This window comes from Streptomyces sp. NPDC058307, from assembly GCF_042880295.1.
Classification (GTDB): Bacteria; Actinomycetota; Actinomycetes; order Streptomycetales; family Streptomycetaceae; genus Streptomyces.
This window is the reverse complement of the sequence record NZ_JBHVYZ010000018.1, coordinates 1-19,924: the sequence shown is the minus strand read 5'-3', so window position 1 is coordinate 19,924 and position 19,924 is coordinate 1. Positions and strand designations below refer to the sequence as shown.

At 68.5% G+C, this 19,924-nt stretch carries 21 protein-coding genes; 2 read left to right on the top strand and 19 right to left on the bottom strand.

The genetic code is table 11. The annotated features are described in order from the left end of the window. Window positions 1-13: 13 nt before the first annotated feature. From tatC to ACFVYN_RS15595, 10 genes are all read right to left on the bottom strand, one after another. Entirely contained in the window at window positions 14-973 is a 960-nt protein-coding gene (tatC, locus tag ACFVYN_RS15640; RefSeq protein ID WP_389998061.1) for a twin-arginine translocase subunit TatC, read from the bottom strand. 48 nt (window positions 974-1,021) lie between these two features. After that, window positions 1,022-1,309 (bottom strand): Sec-independent protein translocase subunit TatA, encoded by a 288-nt coding sequence (gene tatA, locus ACFVYN_RS15635; RefSeq protein ID WP_389998058.1) that lies wholly within the window; start codon window positions 1,307-1,309, stop codon window positions 1,022-1,024. Window positions 1,310-1,567: 258 nt separating this feature from the next. Continuing rightward, window positions 1,568-1,762 carry a hypothetical protein gene (locus ACFVYN_RS15630; protein WP_164428310.1) on the bottom strand — a complete coding sequence of 65 codons (195 nt, stop codon included), beginning with the start codon at window positions 1,760-1,762 and terminating at the stop codon, window positions 1,568-1,570. Between the two features lie 10 nt (window positions 1,763-1,772). Further along, window positions 1,773-2,063: a hypothetical protein gene (locus ACFVYN_RS15625; RefSeq protein ID WP_266526305.1), complete on the bottom strand. Its 291-nt coding sequence runs from the start codon at window positions 2,061-2,063 to the stop codon at window positions 1,773-1,775. After that, window positions 2,060-3,124: a helix-turn-helix transcriptional regulator gene (locus ACFVYN_RS15620; RefSeq protein ID WP_389998054.1), complete on the bottom strand. Its 1,065-nt coding sequence runs from the start codon at window positions 3,122-3,124 to the stop codon at window positions 2,060-2,062. The genes ACFVYN_RS15625 and ACFVYN_RS15620 overlap by 4 nt, the downstream gene beginning before the upstream one ends. A gap of 19 nt (window positions 3,125-3,143) precedes the next feature. Continuing rightward, the gene (locus tag ACFVYN_RS15615; RefSeq protein ID WP_053850558.1) at window positions 3,144-4,097 is read right to left on the bottom strand and encodes a YafY family protein; all 954 of its coding nucleotides are present in this window, start codon (window positions 4,095-4,097) and stop codon (window positions 3,144-3,146) included. Window positions 4,098-4,285: 188 nt separating this feature from the next. Then, complete coding sequence (locus ACFVYN_RS15610) at window positions 4,286-4,657, bottom strand: FKBP-type peptidyl-prolyl cis-trans isomerase (protein WP_020117713.1); 372 nt, start codon at window positions 4,655-4,657, stop codon at window positions 4,286-4,288. An 88-nt stretch (window positions 4,658-4,745) separates the two neighbouring features. Further along, window positions 4,746-5,753: an FKBP-type peptidyl-prolyl cis-trans isomerase gene (locus ACFVYN_RS15605; protein WP_389998052.1), complete on the bottom strand. Its 1,008-nt coding sequence runs from the start codon at window positions 5,751-5,753 to the stop codon at window positions 4,746-4,748. Between the two features lie 127 nt (window positions 5,754-5,880). Further along, window positions 5,881-7,242, bottom strand: a complete 1,362-nt coding sequence (gene pafA / locus ACFVYN_RS15600; protein WP_389998049.1) for a Pup--protein ligase — start codon at window positions 7,240-7,242, stop codon at window positions 5,881-5,883. Between the two features lie 9 nt (window positions 7,243-7,251). Next, on the bottom strand, window positions 7,252-8,511 hold the full coding sequence (locus tag ACFVYN_RS15595) for an MFS transporter (RefSeq protein ID WP_389998046.1): 1,260 nt from the start codon (window positions 8,509-8,511) through the stop codon (window positions 7,252-7,254). Between the two features lie 88 nt (window positions 8,512-8,599). Between ACFVYN_RS15595 and ACFVYN_RS15590 the strand changes: the two genes are divergently transcribed. Further along, the gene (locus tag ACFVYN_RS15590) at window positions 8,600-9,616 is read left to right on the top strand and encodes a LacI family DNA-binding transcriptional regulator (protein WP_389998043.1); all 1,017 of its coding nucleotides are present in this window, start codon (window positions 8,600-8,602) and stop codon (window positions 9,614-9,616) included. Window positions 9,617-9,688: 72 nt separating this feature from the next. Here ACFVYN_RS15590 and prcA read toward each other — a convergent pair whose 3' ends face one another. The 6 genes from prcA to arc all read right to left on the bottom strand — a co-directional run bounded on the left by prcA (window position 9,689) and on the right by arc (window position 15,796). Continuing rightward, window positions 9,689-10,444, bottom strand: coding sequence for a proteasome subunit alpha (prcA, locus tag ACFVYN_RS15585; protein WP_389998040.1), 756 nt, complete (start codon window positions 10,442-10,444; stop codon window positions 9,689-9,691). Between the two features lie 60 nt (window positions 10,445-10,504). Continuing rightward, entirely contained in the window at window positions 10,505-11,350 is an 846-nt protein-coding gene (gene prcB, locus ACFVYN_RS15580; protein WP_389998037.1) for a proteasome subunit beta, read from the bottom strand. Beyond that, window positions 11,302-11,892: an endonuclease VII domain-containing protein gene (locus ACFVYN_RS15575; protein WP_306983944.1), complete on the bottom strand. Its 591-nt coding sequence runs from the start codon at window positions 11,890-11,892 to the stop codon at window positions 11,302-11,304. The genes prcB and ACFVYN_RS15575 overlap by 49 nt, the downstream gene beginning before the upstream one ends. Window positions 11,893-11,898: 6 nt before the next feature. Further along, window positions 11,899-12,117 (bottom strand): ubiquitin-like protein Pup, encoded by a 219-nt coding sequence (locus ACFVYN_RS15570; protein WP_007380863.1) that lies wholly within the window; start codon window positions 12,115-12,117, stop codon window positions 11,899-11,901. Between the two features lie 155 nt (window positions 12,118-12,272). Then, window positions 12,273-13,784 carry a depupylase/deamidase Dop gene (gene dop, locus ACFVYN_RS15565; RefSeq protein WP_389998035.1) on the bottom strand — a complete coding sequence of 504 codons (1,512 nt, stop codon included), beginning with the start codon at window positions 13,782-13,784 and terminating at the stop codon, window positions 12,273-12,275. 245 nt (window positions 13,785-14,029) lie between these two features. Further along, a complete protein-coding gene (gene arc / locus ACFVYN_RS15560; RefSeq protein ID WP_062045307.1) occupies window positions 14,030-15,796 on the bottom strand; it encodes a proteasome ATPase in 1,767 nt (588 codons plus the stop codon). Window positions 15,797-16,040: 244 nt separating this feature from the next. On the opposite strand from arc, the gene ACFVYN_RS15555 reads away from it, so the two are divergent. Continuing rightward, complete coding sequence (locus ACFVYN_RS15555; protein ID WP_389998031.1) at window positions 16,041-16,346, top strand: ferredoxin; 306 nt, start codon at window positions 16,041-16,043, stop codon at window positions 16,344-16,346. A gap of 57 nt (window positions 16,347-16,403) precedes the next feature. Here ACFVYN_RS15555 and ACFVYN_RS15550 read toward each other — a convergent pair whose 3' ends face one another. From ACFVYN_RS15550 to ACFVYN_RS15540, 3 genes are all read right to left on the bottom strand, one after another. Then, window positions 16,404-16,982: a hypothetical protein gene (locus ACFVYN_RS15550; protein WP_389998029.1), complete on the bottom strand. Its 579-nt coding sequence runs from the start codon at window positions 16,980-16,982 to the stop codon at window positions 16,404-16,406. Between the two features lie 215 nt (window positions 16,983-17,197). After that, a complete protein-coding gene (locus ACFVYN_RS15545; protein ID WP_389998027.1) occupies window positions 17,198-18,100 on the bottom strand; it encodes a tRNA (adenine-N1)-methyltransferase in 903 nt (300 codons plus the stop codon). Window positions 18,101-18,138: 38 nt separating this feature from the next. After that, window positions 18,139-19,722, bottom strand: a complete 1,584-nt coding sequence (locus ACFVYN_RS15540) for a site-2 protease family protein (RefSeq protein ID WP_389998025.1) — start codon at window positions 19,720-19,722, stop codon at window positions 18,139-18,141. Window positions 19,723-19,924 lie beyond the last annotated feature (202 nt).

Sequence of the window (19,924 nt, the reverse complement as noted above, 5' to 3'; positions counted from 1 at the left end):
CGCTTCCCGGTCGTCAGGTCACGTCGTCATAACCGTTGACCCGGTCCGTGCCGGAAGACTCGGGCAGCGCCCGGCTCGCGGCGACGGTCTCGACCTCGCCGATGTCCTCGGGCGTGAGATCCAGGTCGGATGCCTCGTCGTCGGCGGGGCCCTCGGCCTCCCGGCGGCGCCGACGCTTGTCGTTGACCAGGGAGAAGACCACCGCGAAGAAGTACAGCACCCAGATCGGGCCGGCCAGCGCGAGCATGCTCAGCGGGTCCGTGCTCGGCGTCGCCACGGCGGCGAACACGGTGATGCCCATGATCATGCCCCGCCACCAGCCGAGCATCCGCTTGCCGGTGATCATGCCGGTGAGGTTGAGGAAGACCAGCAGCAGCGGCAGTTCGAAGGAGAGACCGAAGACGATCACCATGCGCGTGACGAGCTGCAGCAGGTCATCGAGGGGCAGCAGGTTGTCGATGCTGCCGCTCGGCGTGAAGTCGATCAGCACCTTCGCGGTGGTGGGAAGCACCGAGTACGCGAAGTAGGCACCGCCCATGAACAGCGGGGCACCGGTGAAGACGAACGCGTACGCGTACTTCTTCTCGTGCCGGTGCAGACCCGGGGCGACGAACGCCCAGAGCTGGTACAGCCAGACCGGCGAGGCCAGGACGACACCGGCCGTCAACGAGACCTGCAGGGCCAGCGTGAAGGGCGCGAGCAGGCCGTTCATGGTGATCCGGGCGCACTTCTGCGTCGCGTCCGACGAGGACGCCTTGGCGAGCTCCGCGAAACTCTTCTGGCAACCGATCGAATCCAGGATCGGCTTCGTCATGAAGTTGATGATGTCGTCGTAGAAGAAGGCGGCGACGATCGTCACGAGGACGATGGCCAGCAAGGCCTTCGCAAGCCGGTTGCGGAGCTCACGAAGGTGATCCGCGAGAGGCATCCGCCCCTCGGGATCCCTCTCCTCTTTGCGGGCAGACTTCAGCAACCCACGTTCCCATCTCGTGCGGGCGGGCCGGAGGTCACCGGCCCCGCGTCAGCGCTTGGTCGTGTCCGTCGGCTCGCTGACCGGGCGCGAGCTGGTCACGTCGCCGGGGGCGGCCTGGATGGTGCGCTGGGACGGGCTCTGCTCGTCGGTGGTGGGCGGACCGGCCGGAGTGGCCGTGCTGCCGCCCTCTTCCTTCATCGCCTTGGCCTCGCTCTTGAGGATGCGAGCGGACTTGCCGAGCGAGCGCGCCATGTCGGGAAGCTTCTTCGCCCCGAACAGCAGGACGATGACGACGAGGATGAGAATGATCTCGGGGGCGCCGAGCCTTCCGAACATAAGTCTTTACCTTCTCACCGAGGCGGCTTGTGGGGTGCTGTCCGACCGGTCGGACAGCTGTCCGATCAGTCGTGTTGACAGCGATCGTAACGCCCAGGGGTGAACGCCTGGCAATCCCTGTGCGTACTCCCGGTTCGCGGCCGAGCCTCGTTATCCGGACCGCGACCAGCAGCGTACCTGCCGACCCCGCCCCGGTGACAGGGCGAAGTGGCCCAAAACGCATCCGGCGCGCGACTCACACCCGACTCTCAGCAGCACTCACAGTGAGTCCACGGAACGGGCCGTGCTCACCGCCGCCCGCTCCAGATCCTCCGCGGCCCGGTTGATGCGCCGCGCCGAGTCGGTGACCTGGCGCCCGAGGCGCTGTGCCTCCAGGAAGACCCGCACGGCGAGCACACCGAGGACGGCGAGACCCACGAAACCCACAGCTACCGCGAACATCGGCCAGAACATGGCACCGAGCCTAGAGGGTGGAGTGCAGCCGCAGCGTACGGACCCCGCCGCCGGTCAGCAGCTCCACGATCCGTTCACCGGCGGGCTTGCGGACGGCCGCGCCGCACTCGGGGCAGGTGAAGGAGTAGAAGGTGGCGCGGCTGGTCGCGCCGATGGCCAGGCGCAGCGCGGCGGCGGCCAGCTCGAACCGCTCCCGGCAGTCCGGGCAGCTGGCCCTGAAGGTCACCGGAGCCGCGCTTCTCATCCCCGCGAAGGCGGCAGCCACCGTCATACCCGCACCGGACGTCGCCGACTCGCTCAAAGCCCCTGCTCCTGCCTGTCGTACCGACCCTCGTCCTGCCCCTCGCGCCCCGCGTCGGCCGCGTGCGCGCCCTGCGCCTCGACCCCGTCGTAGGCCGCCAGGGCCTCGCGGGCCGCCTCGCGGGCGCTGTCGGCGAGGTCGCTCGGCGAGACGATCCGGCCGTCGCGGCCGAGCCGGAGCGCCAGCCTGCGCAGCGATGCCGGGTCCGGGGTGCGCAGGGTAATACGCAGCCCGCCGTCGGACAGCTCATCCGCGCTGTCGTGCGGGTAGTACTCGGCGACCCAACGTCCGCCGGGGCCGACCTCGACGACCACCTCGGGATCCTCGGCCGCGGGCTGCACGAGCCCCTCCGACAGGTCCCTGAGCTCGACCTCGGGCGGCGCGGACGGCTCGTCGAGGATCTTGATCTCGGCGACCCGGTCCAGCCGGAAGGTGCGCCGCGCCTCGGAACGGCGGCACCATGCCTCGACATAGGTGTGCCCCACGCTGACCAGGCGGATCGGGTCGATCTCACGCTCGGTGAGCTCGTCACGGGCCGGCGAGTAGTAGCGGATCCACAGCCGCCGGCGCTCGGAGATGGCCCGGTCGACGTCCGCGAAGACCCCGCCCTCGGACTCGAAGGTCACCGAAAGACGCGCGCTGGCACCGGCGGCCTCACCGGCCGCAGTCTCCACCTTGGCGGTGGCCCGCAGCAGCGCCTGCCGGTCGCTCTCCCTGAGGCCGGGCAGCGTGGAGACCGCGCGGGCGGCCACCAGCAGCGCGGTCGCCTCGTCGGCGGCGAGCCGCAGCGGCTCGGCCGTCTCCTCGCCGAGGGCGGCGGGGTTGTGCCACCAGATCCGCTCGCCGTCGGTGTCGATGTCGAGCAGATCACCGCCGCGGAAACTGGTGCCGCACATGGGCAGCACATCGAGGTCGGAGACCAGCTCGTCCTCGGTGATCCCGAAGGCGCGGGCCACGTCCTCGACCCGCGCTCCGGGACGCTCCTTCAGATAGGTCACCAGCGAGAGCATCCGCCGGGTCTGGTCGATGGCGTTCGTGGGCCTGACCGGTTTGCCTGCCACAGTTGTCTTCCGTTCCCCCTCAGCCCTTGGCCACGGCACGCAGCCGGTCCACCACGTCGGCCCGCAACTCGGCGGGCTCCAGGACCACCACGTCCGGACCGAACTCCACCAGCCAGGCATCCAGACCGTGGCCGTACGGAATCTCCAACTCGTCCCAGCCGTCGCCCAGTTCCCGCACCGAGGTGGCCTTCGCCCGCAAGGGGTACCCGGCGCCCGTGCGCAGCCGGATCAGCGCGCTGCGGTCGGCGGTCTCCCCCGCCCAGCTCGCCACGGTCTCGCGGACGGTGACGACGTCGGGGACCGGGGCCGTGAACCGGGCGCCGCGCGAGCGCACCTTGCCGGTGATCCGGGAGAGCCGGAACACCCGCTCGGCACCCCGGTCACGGTCGAATCCGGCCAGGTACCAGTGGCCGCGCCAGCACTCCAGCGCCCACGGCTCGACATGGCGCGGCTCAGGGCGGGCCGCGGTGGCCTTGCGGTAGTCGAAGACGACCGGGCGACGGTCGCGGCAGGCGAGCATCAGCGGCTCGAAGGAGGCCTCGTGCACCGGGATGCGCGGCTCCAGGGCACCGTGCGCCTCGTACGGGTCGACGTCCTCGGGCAGCCCCGCGGCACGCAGTTTCTGCAGCGCGCCGCTGGCCGCGCCGGCGAGCCGGGCCTGCTGCCACACCTTGGCGGCCAGGCCCAGGGCGGCGGCCTCCTCGGCGTCGAGGGTGATGGGCGGCAGCCGGTTGCTGTCCCGACGGGCGAGATAGCCGACTTCGCCGTCCAGGTTCTCAACGGTCTCGATCACGAGCCCGAGTTCACGCAGATCATCCTTGTCGCGCTCGAACATCCGGTTGAAGGAGTCGTCGGAATTGGCTTCCAGGTAGGCCTCGATGGACTCCCTGAGCTCACGCTTGCTCAGCGGCCGTCGCGTCCCGAGCAGACACAGCGCCAGGTTCATCAGCCGCTCGGCCTTGGCAATGGCCATCGACGCCCTTCGCCTCCCTATGGTGCTTACGGACGATGACCGTACCGCCCCGAAGGAGCAGGGCAAAAGCCGAGGGCCCATGCCCGGACAGGCATGGGCCCTGGTCGATCAGGTCCGGTCGGATGTCGTACGACGATCAGACCCCGACCCGATCTTTTACGACTCCTGTGGCGACTCCGGTACGACGATCAGACGCCGAGCAGGTCGACCACGAAGATCAGGGTCTCACCGGGCTTGATCGCCGGAGTGGGGCTCTGGTTGCCGTAGGCCAGGTGGGCCGGGATGGTCAGCTGACGACGGCCGCCGACCTTCATGCCCTGCACGCCCTGGTCCCAGCCCTTGATGACCCGGCCGCCACCCAGCGGGAAGCGGAACGGCTGACCACGGTTCCAGCTGGCGTCGAACTCCTCACCGGTGCTGAAGGCCACGCCCACGTAGTGGACGGTGACGGTCTGGCCGGCCTGCGCAACCTCGCCGTCGCCCTCCCAGATGTCCTTGATCTCCAGGTCCGCCGGGGGCTCGCCGCCCGGAAAGTCGATCTCGGGCTTGTCGATGCTCACGTCACTCGCTCCTGCTTGTTCACGGAAAGGCAACAGGGACCAGTCTTACATCCCCGCCGCGAAGACCTGCGCGCATGTCCGCCGTGCGTCACATCTTGGCGAGGATGTCCACGGTGAAGACCAGCGTGGAGTCCTTCTCGATCCCGCTGCCCGCGGGCGGGTTGTCGCCGTAACCCAGCTTCGGCGGGATGGAGATCAGCACCCGGCTGCCCACCTTCTTGCCCGTCAGACCCTGCGCCCAGCCCTTGACGACCTGCTGCAGCGAGAACGACGCCAGCTGCCCCCGCTTGTACGTCGAGTCGAACTCCTTGCCGCTGTCCCACACCACGCCCTTGTACTGCACGAGCAGCGTGCTGTCGGCCGCGACCTTGTCGCCGTCGCCCTCGATGACGTACTCCGACACCAGCTTGGCCGGCGCGTCCGCCTTGGGGATCTCGATCGACGGGGCCTTGCCGTCGGTGTTGGTGCCGACCTTGGGCAGAGCGGCGTCGCTCTGCGCGACCTTCTTGCCCTTGGCGGAGCTCTTGGGACCGAACGTGTCCTCGATGTCGAACACGAACACCATCGTGTCGGTGCTCTTGACGCCCACCTGCGGGTTACCCGCCTTGCCGAACCCCCAGGCCGGCGGCACCGAGAACTCCACCCGGCTGCCGGCCTTCTTGCCCGTCAACGCGTAGCGCCAGCCCTCCATGGTCTTGCCCTGGGCGATCTCGGCAAACGCCGGCGTCTTACGGTCGTAGGTGCTGTCGAGGACCTTCGCGGTGTCCCAGAGCTGCCCCAGGTAGTTCGCCAGGATGAAGTCGCCCTCCGCGACGACCTTCCCACCACCCGCGACGACCGTCTTCACCGCGAGTTGGTCGGACGGATCACCGCTGCCCTTGGCGACCGTCGGCTTGTCACCGAACTTCGCGCCCGCCGTGATCGCCGGCAGCGGACCGTCGACGATCTTCGGCGGCGGCGGCGCCGGCGAGGCCGAGGACGACGCCGAGGGTGACGCGCTGTCGCTCGCCTTGCTCGAGTCGGACTTGTCGTCACCGCATGCGGCGAGTGTGGCCAGTCCTGCGGGAACGGCAATGAGAAGGGAGCGTCGGCGCACTGTGAGAGCCTCGTAATCGGTCGATCTTGTTGATGGCGTGCGCGCAACTCTACGGCGTGAGAAGGGCGCCGTACGGGAAACGTACGGCGCCCGTGTTGCGTTCCGGCACTCACGCGGAACGCATTGCTCACATTCCGGCGATCAGTTTCTCCACCCGGTCGTCGACCGATCGGAACGGGTCCTTGCACAACACCGTGCGCTGCGCCTGGTCGTTGAGCTTGAGGTGGACCCAGTCGACGGTGAAGTCCCGGCGCTGTTCCTGCGCCCTGCGGATGAAGTCACCGCGCAGCCGGGCCCGAGTGGTCTGCGGCGGAACGGACTTGCCCTCGAAGATCTTCAAGTCGTTGCAGATACGGGCGGCCTGCCCCTTCCTCTCCAGAATGTAGTACAGCCCACGACGGCGGTGGATGTCGTGATACGCGAGGTCTATCTGCGCGACCCGCGGGTGGGACATGGTCATGTTGTGCTTGGCCCGGTACCGCTCGATGAGCTTGTACTTCATGACCCAGTCGATCTCGGTGCCGATCCGGTCGAGGTCCTCCGCCTCGATCGCGTCCAGCGTCCGGCCCCACAGCTCCAGGACCTGGTCGACGGTGCCCGTGCGGACACCGCGGCGCTCCACGAAGTCCACGGCCTTCTCGTAGTACTCGCGCTGCACCTCCAGCGCGGAGGCCTCCCGGCCACTGGCCAGACGCACCTTGCGCCGACCGGTGATGTCATGGCTGACCTCGCGGATCGCCCGGATCGGGTTCTCCAGGGTCAGATCACGCATCACGGTGCCCGCCTCGATCATGCGCAGCACCAGGTCGGTCGCGCCGACCTTCAGCAGCATGGTCGTCTCGGACATGTTCGAGTCGCCCACGATCACGTGCAGGCGGCGGTAGCGCTCGGCGTCGGCGTGCGGTTCGTCGCGGGTGTTGATGATCGGCCGGGAACGGGTCGTGGCCGAGGAGACGCCCTCCCAGATGTGCTCGGCCCGCTGACTGACGCAGTACACCGCGCCCCGCGGGGTCTGCAGCACCTTGCCGGCACCACAGAGAAGCTGCCTCGTGACCAGGAACGGAATGAGAATGTCCGCGAGCCGGGAGAACTCCCCGTGGCGGGCCACGAGATAGTTCTCGTGACAGCCGTAGGAGTTGCCGGCCGAGTCCGTGTTGTTCTTGAAGAGGTAGACGTCGCCCGCGATTCCTTCCTCGTGCAGGCGTCGTTCGGCGTCCACCAGGAGTCCTTCGAGAATGCGCTCGCCCGCTTTGTCGTGGGTGACCAGTTCGGTCACGTTGTCACATTCGGGTGTCGCGTATTCCGGATGTGAACCCACGTCGAGATAGAGGCGTGCGCCGTTTCGCAGAAAGACATTACTGCTGCGGCCCCATGACACGACACGGCGGAAGAGGTACCGCGCCACCTCGTCGGGAGACAGGCGTCGCTGTCCCCTGAACGTACACGTGACGCCGTACTCGTTCTCCAGCCCGAAAATGCGGCGGTCCATGAGTGAACATTACGCCCGATCCCCCGAGCTGAAACGGGGTTCGGCAGCACGGTTTGGATCATTTTCCGATGAAGCCGCAACCACCGCCCCTCCCGCGGGAGCCGTGAGGACGCCTCCCGTGACCAGCAGAACCAGCAGCGACACACCCCCCGCCACACCCGGCACCGCGAAGCCCCACACGGCCCCACCACCCTCGACGACCGGTCCCGCGAGCCCCGTTCCGACCGAGGCGCCCACCGTGAACGTCGTCACGATCCAGGAGAAGGCCTCCGTCACCGTCCCGGCCGGCGCGTGCCGGTCGACCAGGACGAACGCGCACGCGATCACGGGCGCCAGGAACACCCCCGCGAGCACCAGCAGCAGTGTCATGGCCACCGCCCCCGGCATCAGCGTCAGCGGCAGGTAACACACCGCCAGGAAGCCCACCAGCACCTGGAGTCGCCGCGCGGGCTCACCGGCCCACTGCCGCGCGCCGTACACCGTGCCACCCACCAGGGCCCCCAGACCGATCCCGGCCATCAGCCAGCCGTACACCGCGTTCCCGCCGTGCTCGTCCGCGTACGGCACGGAGGCGACCGTGATGGACCCGAGCGCGATCCCCACGAACAGGAACGCGGCGAGCAGCACCAGCAGTCCGGGCGAGCGCAGCGCCCCGAGCCAGTGCGCCTCACGCGGACCGGAGCGCCACGCGCGCGAGGGCGGCGACACCACGACCGAGAGCGCCCCGAGGACCCCGATGACGTTCAGCACCACCAGCGCCGCCTGCGCCGACCACAGCGACACGCACAGCGTCACCAGCAACGGCCCCACGGTGAACATGACTTCCTGCGCCACCGCGTCCATGGCGTACGCCGTGTGCACCTGGTCCTCCCGGCGCAGCACGCTCGGCCACAGCGCCCGAAGCCCGCCCTCCAGCGGCGGCGTGAAGAGCCCCGCGGCCGCCACGGCCACGTAGGCGAGCGGAAGCGGATCCGTGCCGGTGAAGGCGAAGACGGCCATCGCGAGGGCCGACAGCACGGCGGACGGGAGCTGCACCCGAGGCTGGCCGTGAAGATCGACGAGCCGCCCGAGCACCGGCTGCCCCACGGCGTTGGCGACCCCGTACACGGCCGCGAGAGCCCCGGCGAGGCTGTACGTACCGCCCTGCGCCCGGACGAACAGCACGATCGCGATCGCCGCGGTGGCGTTCGGCAGCCGGCCCACCAGCGTCCCCGTCAGCAGGCGCGCCGCGTGCCTCGCCCTGAGGATCTCCAGGTATCCCGCGGCCATGTCCCGCCTCCAAGTCATACGTATAACGTCGACTCCCATACGTACCATGTGCGCTGTTCGGACGTCCAGACGAAGGAGCGGACCCACGGTGGCACGCAGCAGCACGCGACCGACCAGCCGCGACGTCGCACAGGCGGCCGGAGTGTCCCAGGCCGCCGTCTCCCTCGTCCTCGGCGACAAATGGCGCGGCCGCGTCTCCGAAACCACCGCCGAACGCGTCCGGGAAGCCGCCCGCGACCTCGGCTACCGCCCCAACCTCGCCGCCCGCAACCTCCGCCTCGGCCACACCCGCACCGTCCTCCTCGTCGTCCCCGCCCTCACCACCGAGTTCTTCGCCGGCGTCTACACCGGCGCCGCACGCGTCGCCGCCGACCACGGCTTCGGCGTCGTCCTCTACCCCTCCCCCGAAGGCATCGGCCCCGCCCGCGACCCCTTCGCCTCCTCCCAGGCCGCCCTCGACGGCGTCATCGCCTCCTCCATGGCCGCCGACGCCCTCACCGCCATCCGCGGCGACCAACTCCCCCTCGTCATGCTCGACAGCGACCCCTCCGGCAGCCTCGGCGCCGCCACCGTCAACCTCGACATCGCCGACGGCATCCGCCAGGTCGCCACCCACCTCCTGGACCTCGGCCACCGCCGCTTCCTGCACCTCGCCGCCGACATCCCCTCCTGGACCTTCGAAGTCCGCGCCCGCGAACTGGCCGCACAACTCCACACGGTCCCCGGCACCACCCTCCGCACCGCCCACGCCCCCATCTCCATCGACGGCGCCCTGACCGCCACCGAGGCCGCCCTCGCCACACCCGGCCTCCGGCCCACCGCCCTGATCTGCGACGACGACAAACTCGCCGCCGGCGCCTACAAGGCCGTACGACGACTCGGACTGCGCGTCCCCGACGACATCTCCGTCACCGGCCTCGACGACCTCGCCCTCGCCACCGCCATCGACCCCGAACTCACGACCGTACGACTGGACGCCGAACTGTTCGGCGAACGAGGCATGGAAGCCCTCCTGGCCGTCCTGGAGGGCCGCACACCACCGGCCGGAGACATCCCCGTCAAGTTGGTCGTACGAGGCTCCACAGCGCCCCCCAACGCCTCCTGAAACGCCCTGTGCCCCGGCCTGATGATCGGCCGGGGCACAGAAGGGGTGACGATCGGGCGCAACCCGCCGGGACTACTCGTCCTCGGCACCCTCCGCCTCATCCGAACTCTCCGCCTCGGTGGACGCACCACCGGCCTCCAGCAACCGGCCCAGCTGACGCCCCACGATGCGCTTGAACTTGCGCTGCTGCGGACGCGTACGGTCCAGCACCGCGACCTCCAGCCGCTCCGCCGGAATCTCCCGCTCACTGCCGTTCGTGTCACGCGACAACGCCTGCACAGCCAGCTTCAACGCCTCCGCCAGACTCATACCGTCCTGGTGACGCTGATCCAGATAACTGCTGATCGTCTCCGCGTTGCCGCCCACCGCCACCGAGCCGTGCTCGTCCACGATGGAACCGTCATGCGGCAGCCGGTAGATCTGGTCACCGTCCGGAGTGTCACCCACCTCCGCAACGACCAGCTCCACCTCGTACGGCTTCTCACCGGCCGAAGAGAAAATCGTGCCCAACGTCTGGGCATACACATTGGCGAGACCACGGGCAGTCACGTCATCACGGTCATAGGTGTAACCACGAAGATCGGCGTACCGGACGCCACCGATCCGCAGGTTCTCGTACTCGTTGTACTTGCCGGCGGCCGCGAAGCCGATCCGGTCATAGATCTCGCTGAACTTGTGCAGCGCACGGGACGGATTCTCGCCGACGAACACGATGCCGTCGGCATACTGCAGCACGACCAGGCTGCGACCACGGGCGATGCCCTTGCGGGCGTACTCCGCCCGGTCGGCCATGGCCTGCTGGGGGGAGACATAGAACGGCGTCGACACCGGTTATCCGTCCCTTTCTGTGGAAGTCACTGCGATCACCTTGAACAAGACGGGCGGCGCCTACAGCAGCGCGGCCCGCGGGCCGTCGGGCTGCTCCAGCCGCCGCTCGAGAATCGAACGGGCGATCTCGGAGGACTCGTCGTCGGTGAGCCGGCGGAAGCCGTCCTCGGTGATCACGGTCACGATCGGATAGATCCGGCGGGCGACATCGGGACCACCGGTCGCCGAGTCGTCGTCGGCCGCGTCGTACAGGGCCTGCACCACGAGCATCGTGGCCTCGGCCTCGCTCAGAGAGCCGTGGAAGAACTTCTTCATGGCACCGCGCGCGAAGACCGAACCGGAACCCGTGGCGGCGAAATTGTGCTCCTCGGAACGGCCGCCGGTGACGTCGTAGGAGAAGATCCGACCCCTGCCGCGGTCCACGTCGTACCCCGCGAACAGCGGCACCACGGCCAGCCCCTGCATCGCCATGCCGAGGTTGGAACGGATCATCGTGGACAGCCGGTTCGCCTTGCCCTCCAGCGACAGCTGGGCGCCCTCGACCTTTTCGAAGTGCTCCAGCTCCAACTGGAACAGCTTCACCATCTCCACGGCGAGACCGGCGGTGCCGGCGATCCCGACGGCCGAGTACTCGTCGGCCGGGAACACCTTCTCGATGTCCCGCTGGGCGATGACGTTGCCCATCGTGGCGCGACGGTCACCGGCGAGCACGACACCACCGGGGAAGGTGACCGCCACGATCGTGGTGCCGTGCGGCGCCTCGATCACACCCTGCATGGGCGGCAGCTGCCGGTTCCCCGGCAGCATCTCCGGCTGGTGCTCGGACAGGAAGTCCATGAAGGACGACGACCCAGGCGTCAGGAAGGCAGCTGGTAGACGCCCGGTGCTACGAGTGTTGGCTTCCACGCGATTCCTTCCAGGTAAGCGGCGGCCCGACGGACGGCGTCGGGATCGTCTCCCAACTTGCCGATGGCCGAATTGCAGTTGAAGCACAGTACGCCTCGGACCCTACCCGTCTTGTGGCAATGATCCACATGAACGGCAGGAGCCTTCAGACAGATCACGCAGAGCCCCATCTGAGAGGCGACCATCTCGTCACGCTCGGCTTCGGTGAGGCCGTAGTGGCGCTTCAGGTGCCGCTCACGCCCGGCGACAGCTCGGCACGTCTTGCAGCGCGTCGACAAGCCGTCGGAGGCCGACGCGTTCCTGTGCCACTCACTCCACTGTTTGACTTCGTCGCACCCCAGGCAGTGTTTGTGCCCTTCGGGCACATCCACTCGACGGACCTTCTTGCCCTGAGCCTCCCGACCACGGCGGTAGGCATCTGCCCCGCATTCGCGGCAACGGTCCTGAAGCCTGTCGAGCTTCGACCTGTTAGCCGCGAACGCGCTGGTAGGGAGAGTCCGCTTGCATGCCGAGCATCGCTTCTCGGCACCCAATTCGGACATTTACCGCTACTCCCCACCCTTCTGGACAAATGACCTCACGAAGTCCTCCGCATTCTCTTCGAGCACATCATCGATTTCGTCCAGAACCGAGTCGACGTCGTCGCTCAGCTTCTCCTGGCGCTCCTTCAGGTCCTCGGAACCCTGCGTCTCCGCAGTCTGCTCCTCGACCTCCTCGGTGTTGCGCGTGGCCTTCTGCTGTCCGCCGCCGGTGTCCTTGGTCGCCATAACCCCTCACCCCGCTCGGTTCGACGTTCTTGATCAGACCCTACAAGCAGGGTCTGACATCGGCCCCGTAGTTCTTACAACGTACGGGGGCCATCTCGATGATTCCCTCTGGCCGGGTTTTCCACCCTGCGGGACGACCCGGCCCGGGTATCGGTTCAGTTGCCCGACAGGACCCTGACCAGGTCTTCTGCCGTGCGACAGCGGTCCAGGAGCTCCTTGACGTGATTTCGCGTTCCGCGAAGCGGTTCGAGGGTTGGGACGCGCTGGAGCGAATCCCGGCCCGGGAGGTCGAAGATCACGGAGTCCCAGGAGGCCGCGGCGACGTCGTCGGCGTACTGCTCCAGGCAGCGGCCTCGGAAGTAGGCGCGGGTGTCCTCGGGGGGCTTCGTACGGGCTCGCTCGACCTCGTTCTCGTCGAGGAGGCGCTTAATGCGGCCGCGGGCCGCGAGCCGGTTGTAGAGGCCCTTGTCGGCGCGCACGTCGGCGTACTGGAGGTCCAGGAGGTGGAGTTTCGCGGCGTCCCAGTCGAGGTCGTCGCGGCGCCGGTAGCCCTCCATGAGTTCTCGCTTGGCGACCCAGTCGAGTTCGCCGGCGAGGCTCATGGGGTTGTTCTCGAGGCGGTTGAGGGTGTCCTCCCAGCGGGCCAGAATGTCTTTGGTCTGGTCGTCCGCGTCGGCGCCGTAGCGTTCTTCGACGTACTTGCGGGAGAGCTCGTAGTACTCCATCTGGAGCTGGACCGCGGTGAGTGTGCGGCCGCTACGGAGGGTGACCAGGCGTTGGAGCGTCGGGTCGTGGGAGACCTGGTGGAGGGTGCGGACCGGCTGGTCCACGGCCAGGTCGACGGCGATGAAGCCGTCCTCGATCATCGACAGGACCAGGGCCGTGGTGCCGAGCTTGAGGTAGGTGGAGATCTCCGAGAGGTTGGCGTCGCCGATGATCACGTGGAGGCGGCGGTACTTCTCGGCGTCGGCGTGGGGCTCGTCGCGGGTGTTGATGATGGGGCGCTTGAGGGTGGTTTCCAGGCCGACCTCGACCTCGAAGTAGTCGGCGCGCTGGCTGAGCTGGAAGCCGTGTTCGTGGCCGTCCTGGCCGATGCCGACGCGCCCGGCGCCTGCGAAGACCTGGCGGGAGACGAAGAAGGGCGTGAGGTGGCGCACGATGTCCGAGAAGGGGGTTTCCCGCTTCATCAGGTAGTTCTCGTGTGTGCCGTAGGAGGCGCCCTTGTTGTCGGTGTTGTTCTTGTAGAGGTGGATGGGCTGGGCGCCGGGAAGCTGTGCGGCTCGTTCGGCGGCCTCGGCCATGATGCGTTCGCCGGCCTTGTCCCAGAGGACGGCGTCGCGGGGGTTGGTGACCTCGGGGGCGCTGTATTCGGGGTGTGCGTGGTCGACGTAGAGCCGTGCGCCGTTGGTGAGGATGACGTTGGCGAGGCCGATGTCCTCGTCGGTGAGCTGGCTGGAGTCGGCGGCTTCGCGGGCGAGGTCGAAGCCCCGCGCGTCCCGCAGCGGATTCTCCTCCTCGAAGTCCCAGCGGGCCCGGCGGGCCCGGTGCATCGCCGCCGCGTAGGCGTTGACGATCTGGGATGAGGTGAGCATGGCATTGGCGTTGGGGTGGCCGGGGACGGAGATCCCGTACTCCGTCTCGATGCCCATTACTCGCCGTACGGTCATGCGGCCCTCCTTGCCCGGCGGCGCCCTCGGTCGGGGGCGGCGCTCAAGTACCGCTGGCGCTCCGGTGCGTGTGCGGTGCCCGTCCCCGCACTGCGCGACTCGGCGGTACCGAAGAGCCTAGAACGCCTCTGCGCTGGTGGGGAGATCATTTGCGTCATTGCCTTGCTCGCCTTTGGTCCGGTTGGTTGCCTGAAAAACAGTCGGCTGCGGGTACCCCGGTGAGGGCACCCGCAGCCGCCCTGTCTTTACAGGTACTGACCGGTATTGGCCACCGTGTCGATGGAGCGTCCGGTGTCGGCGCCCTGCTTGCCGGTGATGAGCGTGCGGATGTAGACGATCCGCTCGCCCTTCTTGCCGGAGATGCGGGCCCAGTCGTCCGGGTTGGTGGTGTTGGGCAGGTCTTCGTTCTCCTTGAACTCGTCCACGCAGGCCTGGAGGAGGTGGGAGACGCGGAGACCCTTGGCGTTGTGGTCGAGGAAGTCCTTGATCGCCATTTTCTTGGCGCGGCCGACGATGTTCTCGATCATGGCGCCGGAGTTGAAGTCCTTGAAGTAGAGGACTTCCTTGTCGCCGTTGGCATAGGTGACTTCCAGGAAGCGGTTTTCCTCGGATTCGGCGTACATGTGTTCCACGGCCGTCTGGATCATGCTCTGGACGGTGGTGGCCTTGCTGCCGCCGTGCTCGCCGACGTCGTCGGAGTGCAGCGGGAGGCGCTCGGTGAGGTACTTGGCGAAGATGTCCTTGGCGGCCTCGGCGTCGGGACGCTCGATCTTGATCTTCACGTCCAGGCGGCCGGGGCGCAGGATGGCGGGGTCGATCATGTCCTCACGGTTGGAGGCGCCGATCACGACCACGTTCTGCAGGCCTTCCACGCCGTCGATCTCGGCGAGCAGCTGGGGGACGATGGTGTTCTCCACGTCCGAGCTGACACCGGAGCCGCGGGTGCGGAAGAGGGATTCCATCTCGTCGAAGAAGACGATGACGGGGGTGCCCTCGCTGGCCTTCTCCCTCGCACGCTGGAAGACGAGGCGGATCTGCCGCTCGGTCTCGCCGACGTACTTGTTGAGGAGTTCGGGGCCCTTGATGTTGAGGAAGAAGCTCTTGCCGGTGGCCTGGCCGGTGACTTCGGCGACCTTTTTGGCCAGCGAGTTGGCGACGGCCTTGGCGATGAGTGTCTTTCCGCATCCGGGGGGCCCGTAGAGCAGGACGCCCTTGGGCGGGCGCAGTTCGTGCTCCTTGAACAGGTCCGGGTAGAGGTAGGGGAGCTCTACGGCGTCTCGGATGGCCTCGATCTGGCCGCCGAGTCCGCCGATCTGTTCGTAGCCGATGTCGGGGACTTCTTCGAGGACGAGTTCCTCGACCTCGCTCTTGGGCACGACTTCGTAGACGTAGCCGGAGCGTGGTTCGAGGAGCAGGGCGTCGCCGGGGCGGATGGTGACGTCCATCAGTGGCTCGGCGAGCCGGACCACCCGTTCCTCGTCGGTGTGCCCCTGCACGAGGGCGCGCTGGCCGTCCTCGAGGATCTCCTTGAGGGTGACGATGTCGCCGACGCTCTCGTATTCCATGGCCTCGACCACGTTGAGAGCTTCGTTGAGCATCACTTCCTGGCCGCGCCGGAGCTCTTCGAGTTCGACGCTGGGGCTGACGTTCACTCGCAGTTTGCGGCCGCCGGTGAAGATGTCGGCGGTGCCGTCCTCGTTCGCTTCGAGGAAGACGCCGAAGCCGGCCGGTGGCTGTGCGAGCCGGTCGACCTCCTCCTTGAGGGCCACGATCTGGTCGCGGGCCTCACGGAGCGTGTTGGCGAGTCGCTCGTTCTGGGCGGACACGCCGGCCAGGTTGGTCTGCAGCTCGACGATCCGCTCTTCGAGAATCCTCGTGTGTCGCGGAGAGTCGGCGAGCTTGCGTCGCAGGACGGCGATCTCCTGCTCAAGGTAGGCAATCTGCCCGGACGGGTCGTCGGACCCTCGTCCCGGGCGGATGCCGCGGTTCATGTCGTCGTCGTGGGCTGCCACGGTCCTCACCTCCTCCAAGGGGAGCTGGACGCTTCCAGACCCTACCTGGGTGGGTGTCGATTGAAACCCCTAGATCACAAAGACTGTCGAGGTGTGTCCGATCTTCACCCTTGCGCTCTCCCTCACGCCAGGGGAATACCCACCGAACAAGATTGGAAAGCCGCCGAAGGTAGGGTCGAAGTGTTCAACACCCGTCAGAGCTGGCCGGATTCCCGTTCAGCTGGACGCATAAACGGCAGGAGAGATGACAGTGCAGCAGGAGGTCGGGGCCGGCGGCGAGACCCTGGAGGTCTGGATCGATCAGGACCTCTGTACCGGTGACGGCATCTGTGTCCAGTACGCGCCGGAGGTGTTCGAGCTGGACATCGACGGTCTGGCCTATGTGAAGGGCTCGGACGACGAGCTGCTGCAGGACAAGGGCGCCACAACGCCCGTACCGCTGCCGCTTCTCACCGATGTGGTCGACTCGGCGAAGGAGTGTCCGGGTGCGTGCATCCACGTACGTCGGGTTTCGGACAGCGTCGAGATCTACGGTCCGGACGCGGAGTGACCGGGATGGCACCCTGCGTGACGACTGTCTGATTTCTCACAGATGTGATCGCTTCGGTCAGACGGTGTGCGTGCCTGCGGGGGTCGAGCGGACGAATGCGCCGTCCTTCCACTGCCATTTCGCCTTGTCCGTGACGTCCGGGCAGCAACTGGGCACATCGGACGTGGAGTAGCCGAGCAGGGTCGCGAGGACGGCGCCGTCGCTCAGTGTGAAGTCGGTGACGGTGTTGCGGGTCTTCGGGCTCAGCAGGGTGGCGACGACCCGGGGTTCACCGGTGTCCTTCGCGTGTGTGATGACGTAGACGGCGTCGGGCGGGGTGCCCATGGGGGCGTCGCAGTGCACCACGACGACTGTTTCCGGCCGTCCGTCGTCGTCGAGGTCTCCGGAGACCCGCTTCTGCACTTTCGCCTTGACGGGGCCGCAGTCGATCGGGAAGTGGACGTCTGCCGGGTCGGGCGCCGTCGTGACCACCGGGGCGGGTCTGGCTTCAGGGCCGGCTGCCTGTGCCGCGGTGGCGGGGCTGGGCTGCAGGACCGAGGAGAGGGCCACGACTGCCGCCACGGCGGTGGCGGTGGCGAGCCAGTGGATCGGGCGGGTGTGGGTGTGTGCCAGTTCCGGGACGGCGGATTGCTGCACTCGGAGCGTCTCCTGTGAGGGCTGTGCCGGTGGGGGGGGTGGCCAGCATGGTGCCACACGTCACAGGGGTGGGGAACGGCGGGGTGGGTACTTGTCCCGGTTGCTCTGCGGCGGTTTCTGCCGCTCCCTCAACACGAAGGTGCCGGGGTGGAGTTCTGCTGGTCTGCGGGAACTCCTCCCCGACGCCTGTACGTTGACTGCGGTACGGGGCGGCCCTAGCGGCCGGAGCCTCCGTCGGCGTTGGGGCCGGTGTAGTCCTCGCCGTAGGCGCCCTTGGCGGGGCGGCGGCGGCGCATGGGGGGCTCGACGCCGTCGGCGAGGCGGCGGGCGGTGAGGAGGAAGCCGGTGTGGCCGATCATGCGGTGGTCCGGGCGGACGGCCAGGCCCTCGACGTGCCAGTTGCGGATCATCGACTCCCAGGAGGTCGGCTCGTTGAAGGAACCGATCTCGCGGATGGACTCGACGGTGCGGGCGAGCTGGGTGGTGGTCGCCACGTAGCAGCACAGGATGCCGCCGGGCACGAGTGCCTTGGAGACGGCTTCCAGGCATTCCCAGGGGGCGAGCATGTCGAGGATGACGCGGTCCACGTCGGCGTCGGAGAGGTTGTCCTGGAGGTCGCCGACGGTGAGCTGCCAGGCGGGGTGCGGGCCGCCGAAGTAGCGCTCGACGTTCTGCCGGGCGATGTCGGCGAAGTCCTCGCGGCGCTCGTAGCTGTGCAGCATGCCCTGGTCGCCGATGGCGCGCAGCAGGAAGCTGCTGAGCGAGCCGGAGCCGACGCCTGCCTCCACGACGCGGGCGCCTGGGAAGATGTCGGCGAAGGCGAGGATCTGCCCCGCGTCCTTGGGGTAGACCACGGCGGCGCCGCGGGGCATGGACAGGACGTAGTCGGGGAGCAGGGGGCGCAGCGCGAGGTAGGCGACGTTACCGGTGGTGCGGACAACGCTGCCCTCGGGTGCGCCGATCAGCTCGTCGTGCGGGAAGGAACCCTTGTGGGTGTGGAAGTTCTTTCCCTCTTCGAGCGTGAACGTGTAGTGGCGGCCCTTGGGGTCGGTCAGCTGAACCTGGTCCCCGACCTTGAAGGGCCCGCGCCTGCGGGCGGCACCGGTCGGTTCGGACATGTGAACAGCCTACCGGTCCGCGGAGGGGCTGCTGACCATCAGGAGGGTCTGGCCATGGCCTTCACGAAGGCGCGTTCCACGTCGGCCGCGGACAGGACGCCGTAGATCTCTCCGGTGTCCTCGACGACGAGGTATTCGGTGGCGGGGGTTGCGCGGAGGGTGTCCAGCAGGTCCTCGCCGGCGAGTTCGGCGGAGACGCGCATGCCGTCGGTGAGGTCCTGGGCGAGGCCGCTGACAGCGACCCAGGGGCGGCGGTGTTCGGGTACGCCGACGATGGCGGCCTCGCGGACGAGGGAGAGGGGGGTGCCGTCGGCGTCGACGACGACCAGGGCGCGGGCGCCGGCGTCGTTGGCGCGGCGCAGGGCCTCGGAGAGGGGGGTGTCGGTCTCGACGGGGACGGCGCGGCGGGTGAGGGTGCGGGCGCGCAGGTCGGGGAGGTGTTCGCGCAGGCGGGCCATGCGCAGGCTGTTGCCGGCGCCGGTCCAGATGATCGCGGCGAGGATGGCGGCGAGCAGGGCGTCCATGACGGTGTCCATGCCGACGTTGTCCTCGGCGGAGGAGCCGAGGGCTCCGGACTGGGTGAGCAACGGGAGGCCGATGAGGACGCAGACGGCGAGGGCGCGGCCGACCCAGGCGGCGGCGATGGTGCCGGTCATGGGCCTGCCGGTGATCTTCCATACGACGGCGCGGAGCATGCGGCCGCCGTCGAGGGGGAGGCCGGGCAGGAGGTTGAAGGCGGCCACGATGAGGTTGGAGACCATCAGGCCGGCGAGCAGGACGCCGGGGACCGTGCCGGGTTCGACGGGCTGCATGGCGACGTAGAAGAGGCCGGCGAGGATCAGGGAGAGCAGCGGGCCGACGAAGGCGAGCACGAACTCGCGGCCGGGGGTCTCGGCCTCCTTCTCGATCTCGGAGACGCCGCCGAAGAACTGGAGCTGGATGCGGCGCACGGGAAGTTTGAAGCGGAGGGCCGCGACGGTGTGGGCCAGTTCGTGGACGAGGACGGAGGCGTAGAAGGCGACCGCGAAGAAGAGGGAGACGAGGTAGCGGGCGGCGCCGAGTTCCGGCAGTACGCGGTCCAGTTGGCCGCCGAACACCCAGGTGATGAGCGCGGCGACGAGGAACCAGCTGGGGGCGACGTAGACGGGCACACCGAAGGGACGGCCCATCAGGAGTCCGCCGCGGGGCTGGGGGGACTGGGGCGGGGGGCTCTTGGGTGGCGCACCGGAGTGGGCGAGGGTGCGGTGGTCGTCGGTGGTGTGGGGGTCGTGGGGTGCTTTGGGTTCGCGCGGGTCGGCGGGGGCCGGGGGCGTCGCGTCGGCATGGTCGTCGGGGGCGGGCTGCTGCTCGCCGTCTCCGGTGCCGATCTCACTCTCGGAGGCCGCGACGTCGGCGGGCGCGGGGGTGGGGGGCGCCTGGGCGGCGTCGTCGCTTGCACTCTTGGCGTTCGGGGCCTTCGGGGCCTCGGTGGGGGCGCTGGTGGGCGGGGCGGCGGCCGGGGTCCCGTTCTCGTGCGGGTCGGGGGCCGTGGGGTCGGTGGTCTGGGCCGTGGGCCCTGCGTGGGGCCTGGCCGGCCGGTCCGTGCCGGACCGCGGCTGCCCGCTCCCGCCGCTCTCGTCCACGATGTCCCCTCGTTCGAAGCGTCTTCCGCGCCTGCCGTGCGGAAGGTCTCGGGTCGATGGTATGCGGCGGTCGCGACCCGCCCGGCCCCGGCACCCCCGTGTGTCCTCAGGGGTCACAGCGGTCACGGCGGCGAGTGGGTCACTGAGGCTCCTATTGCCTGTCAAGCGGCTTGGAGCCAGTCGCGGTAGGCGTGGGCGAGGT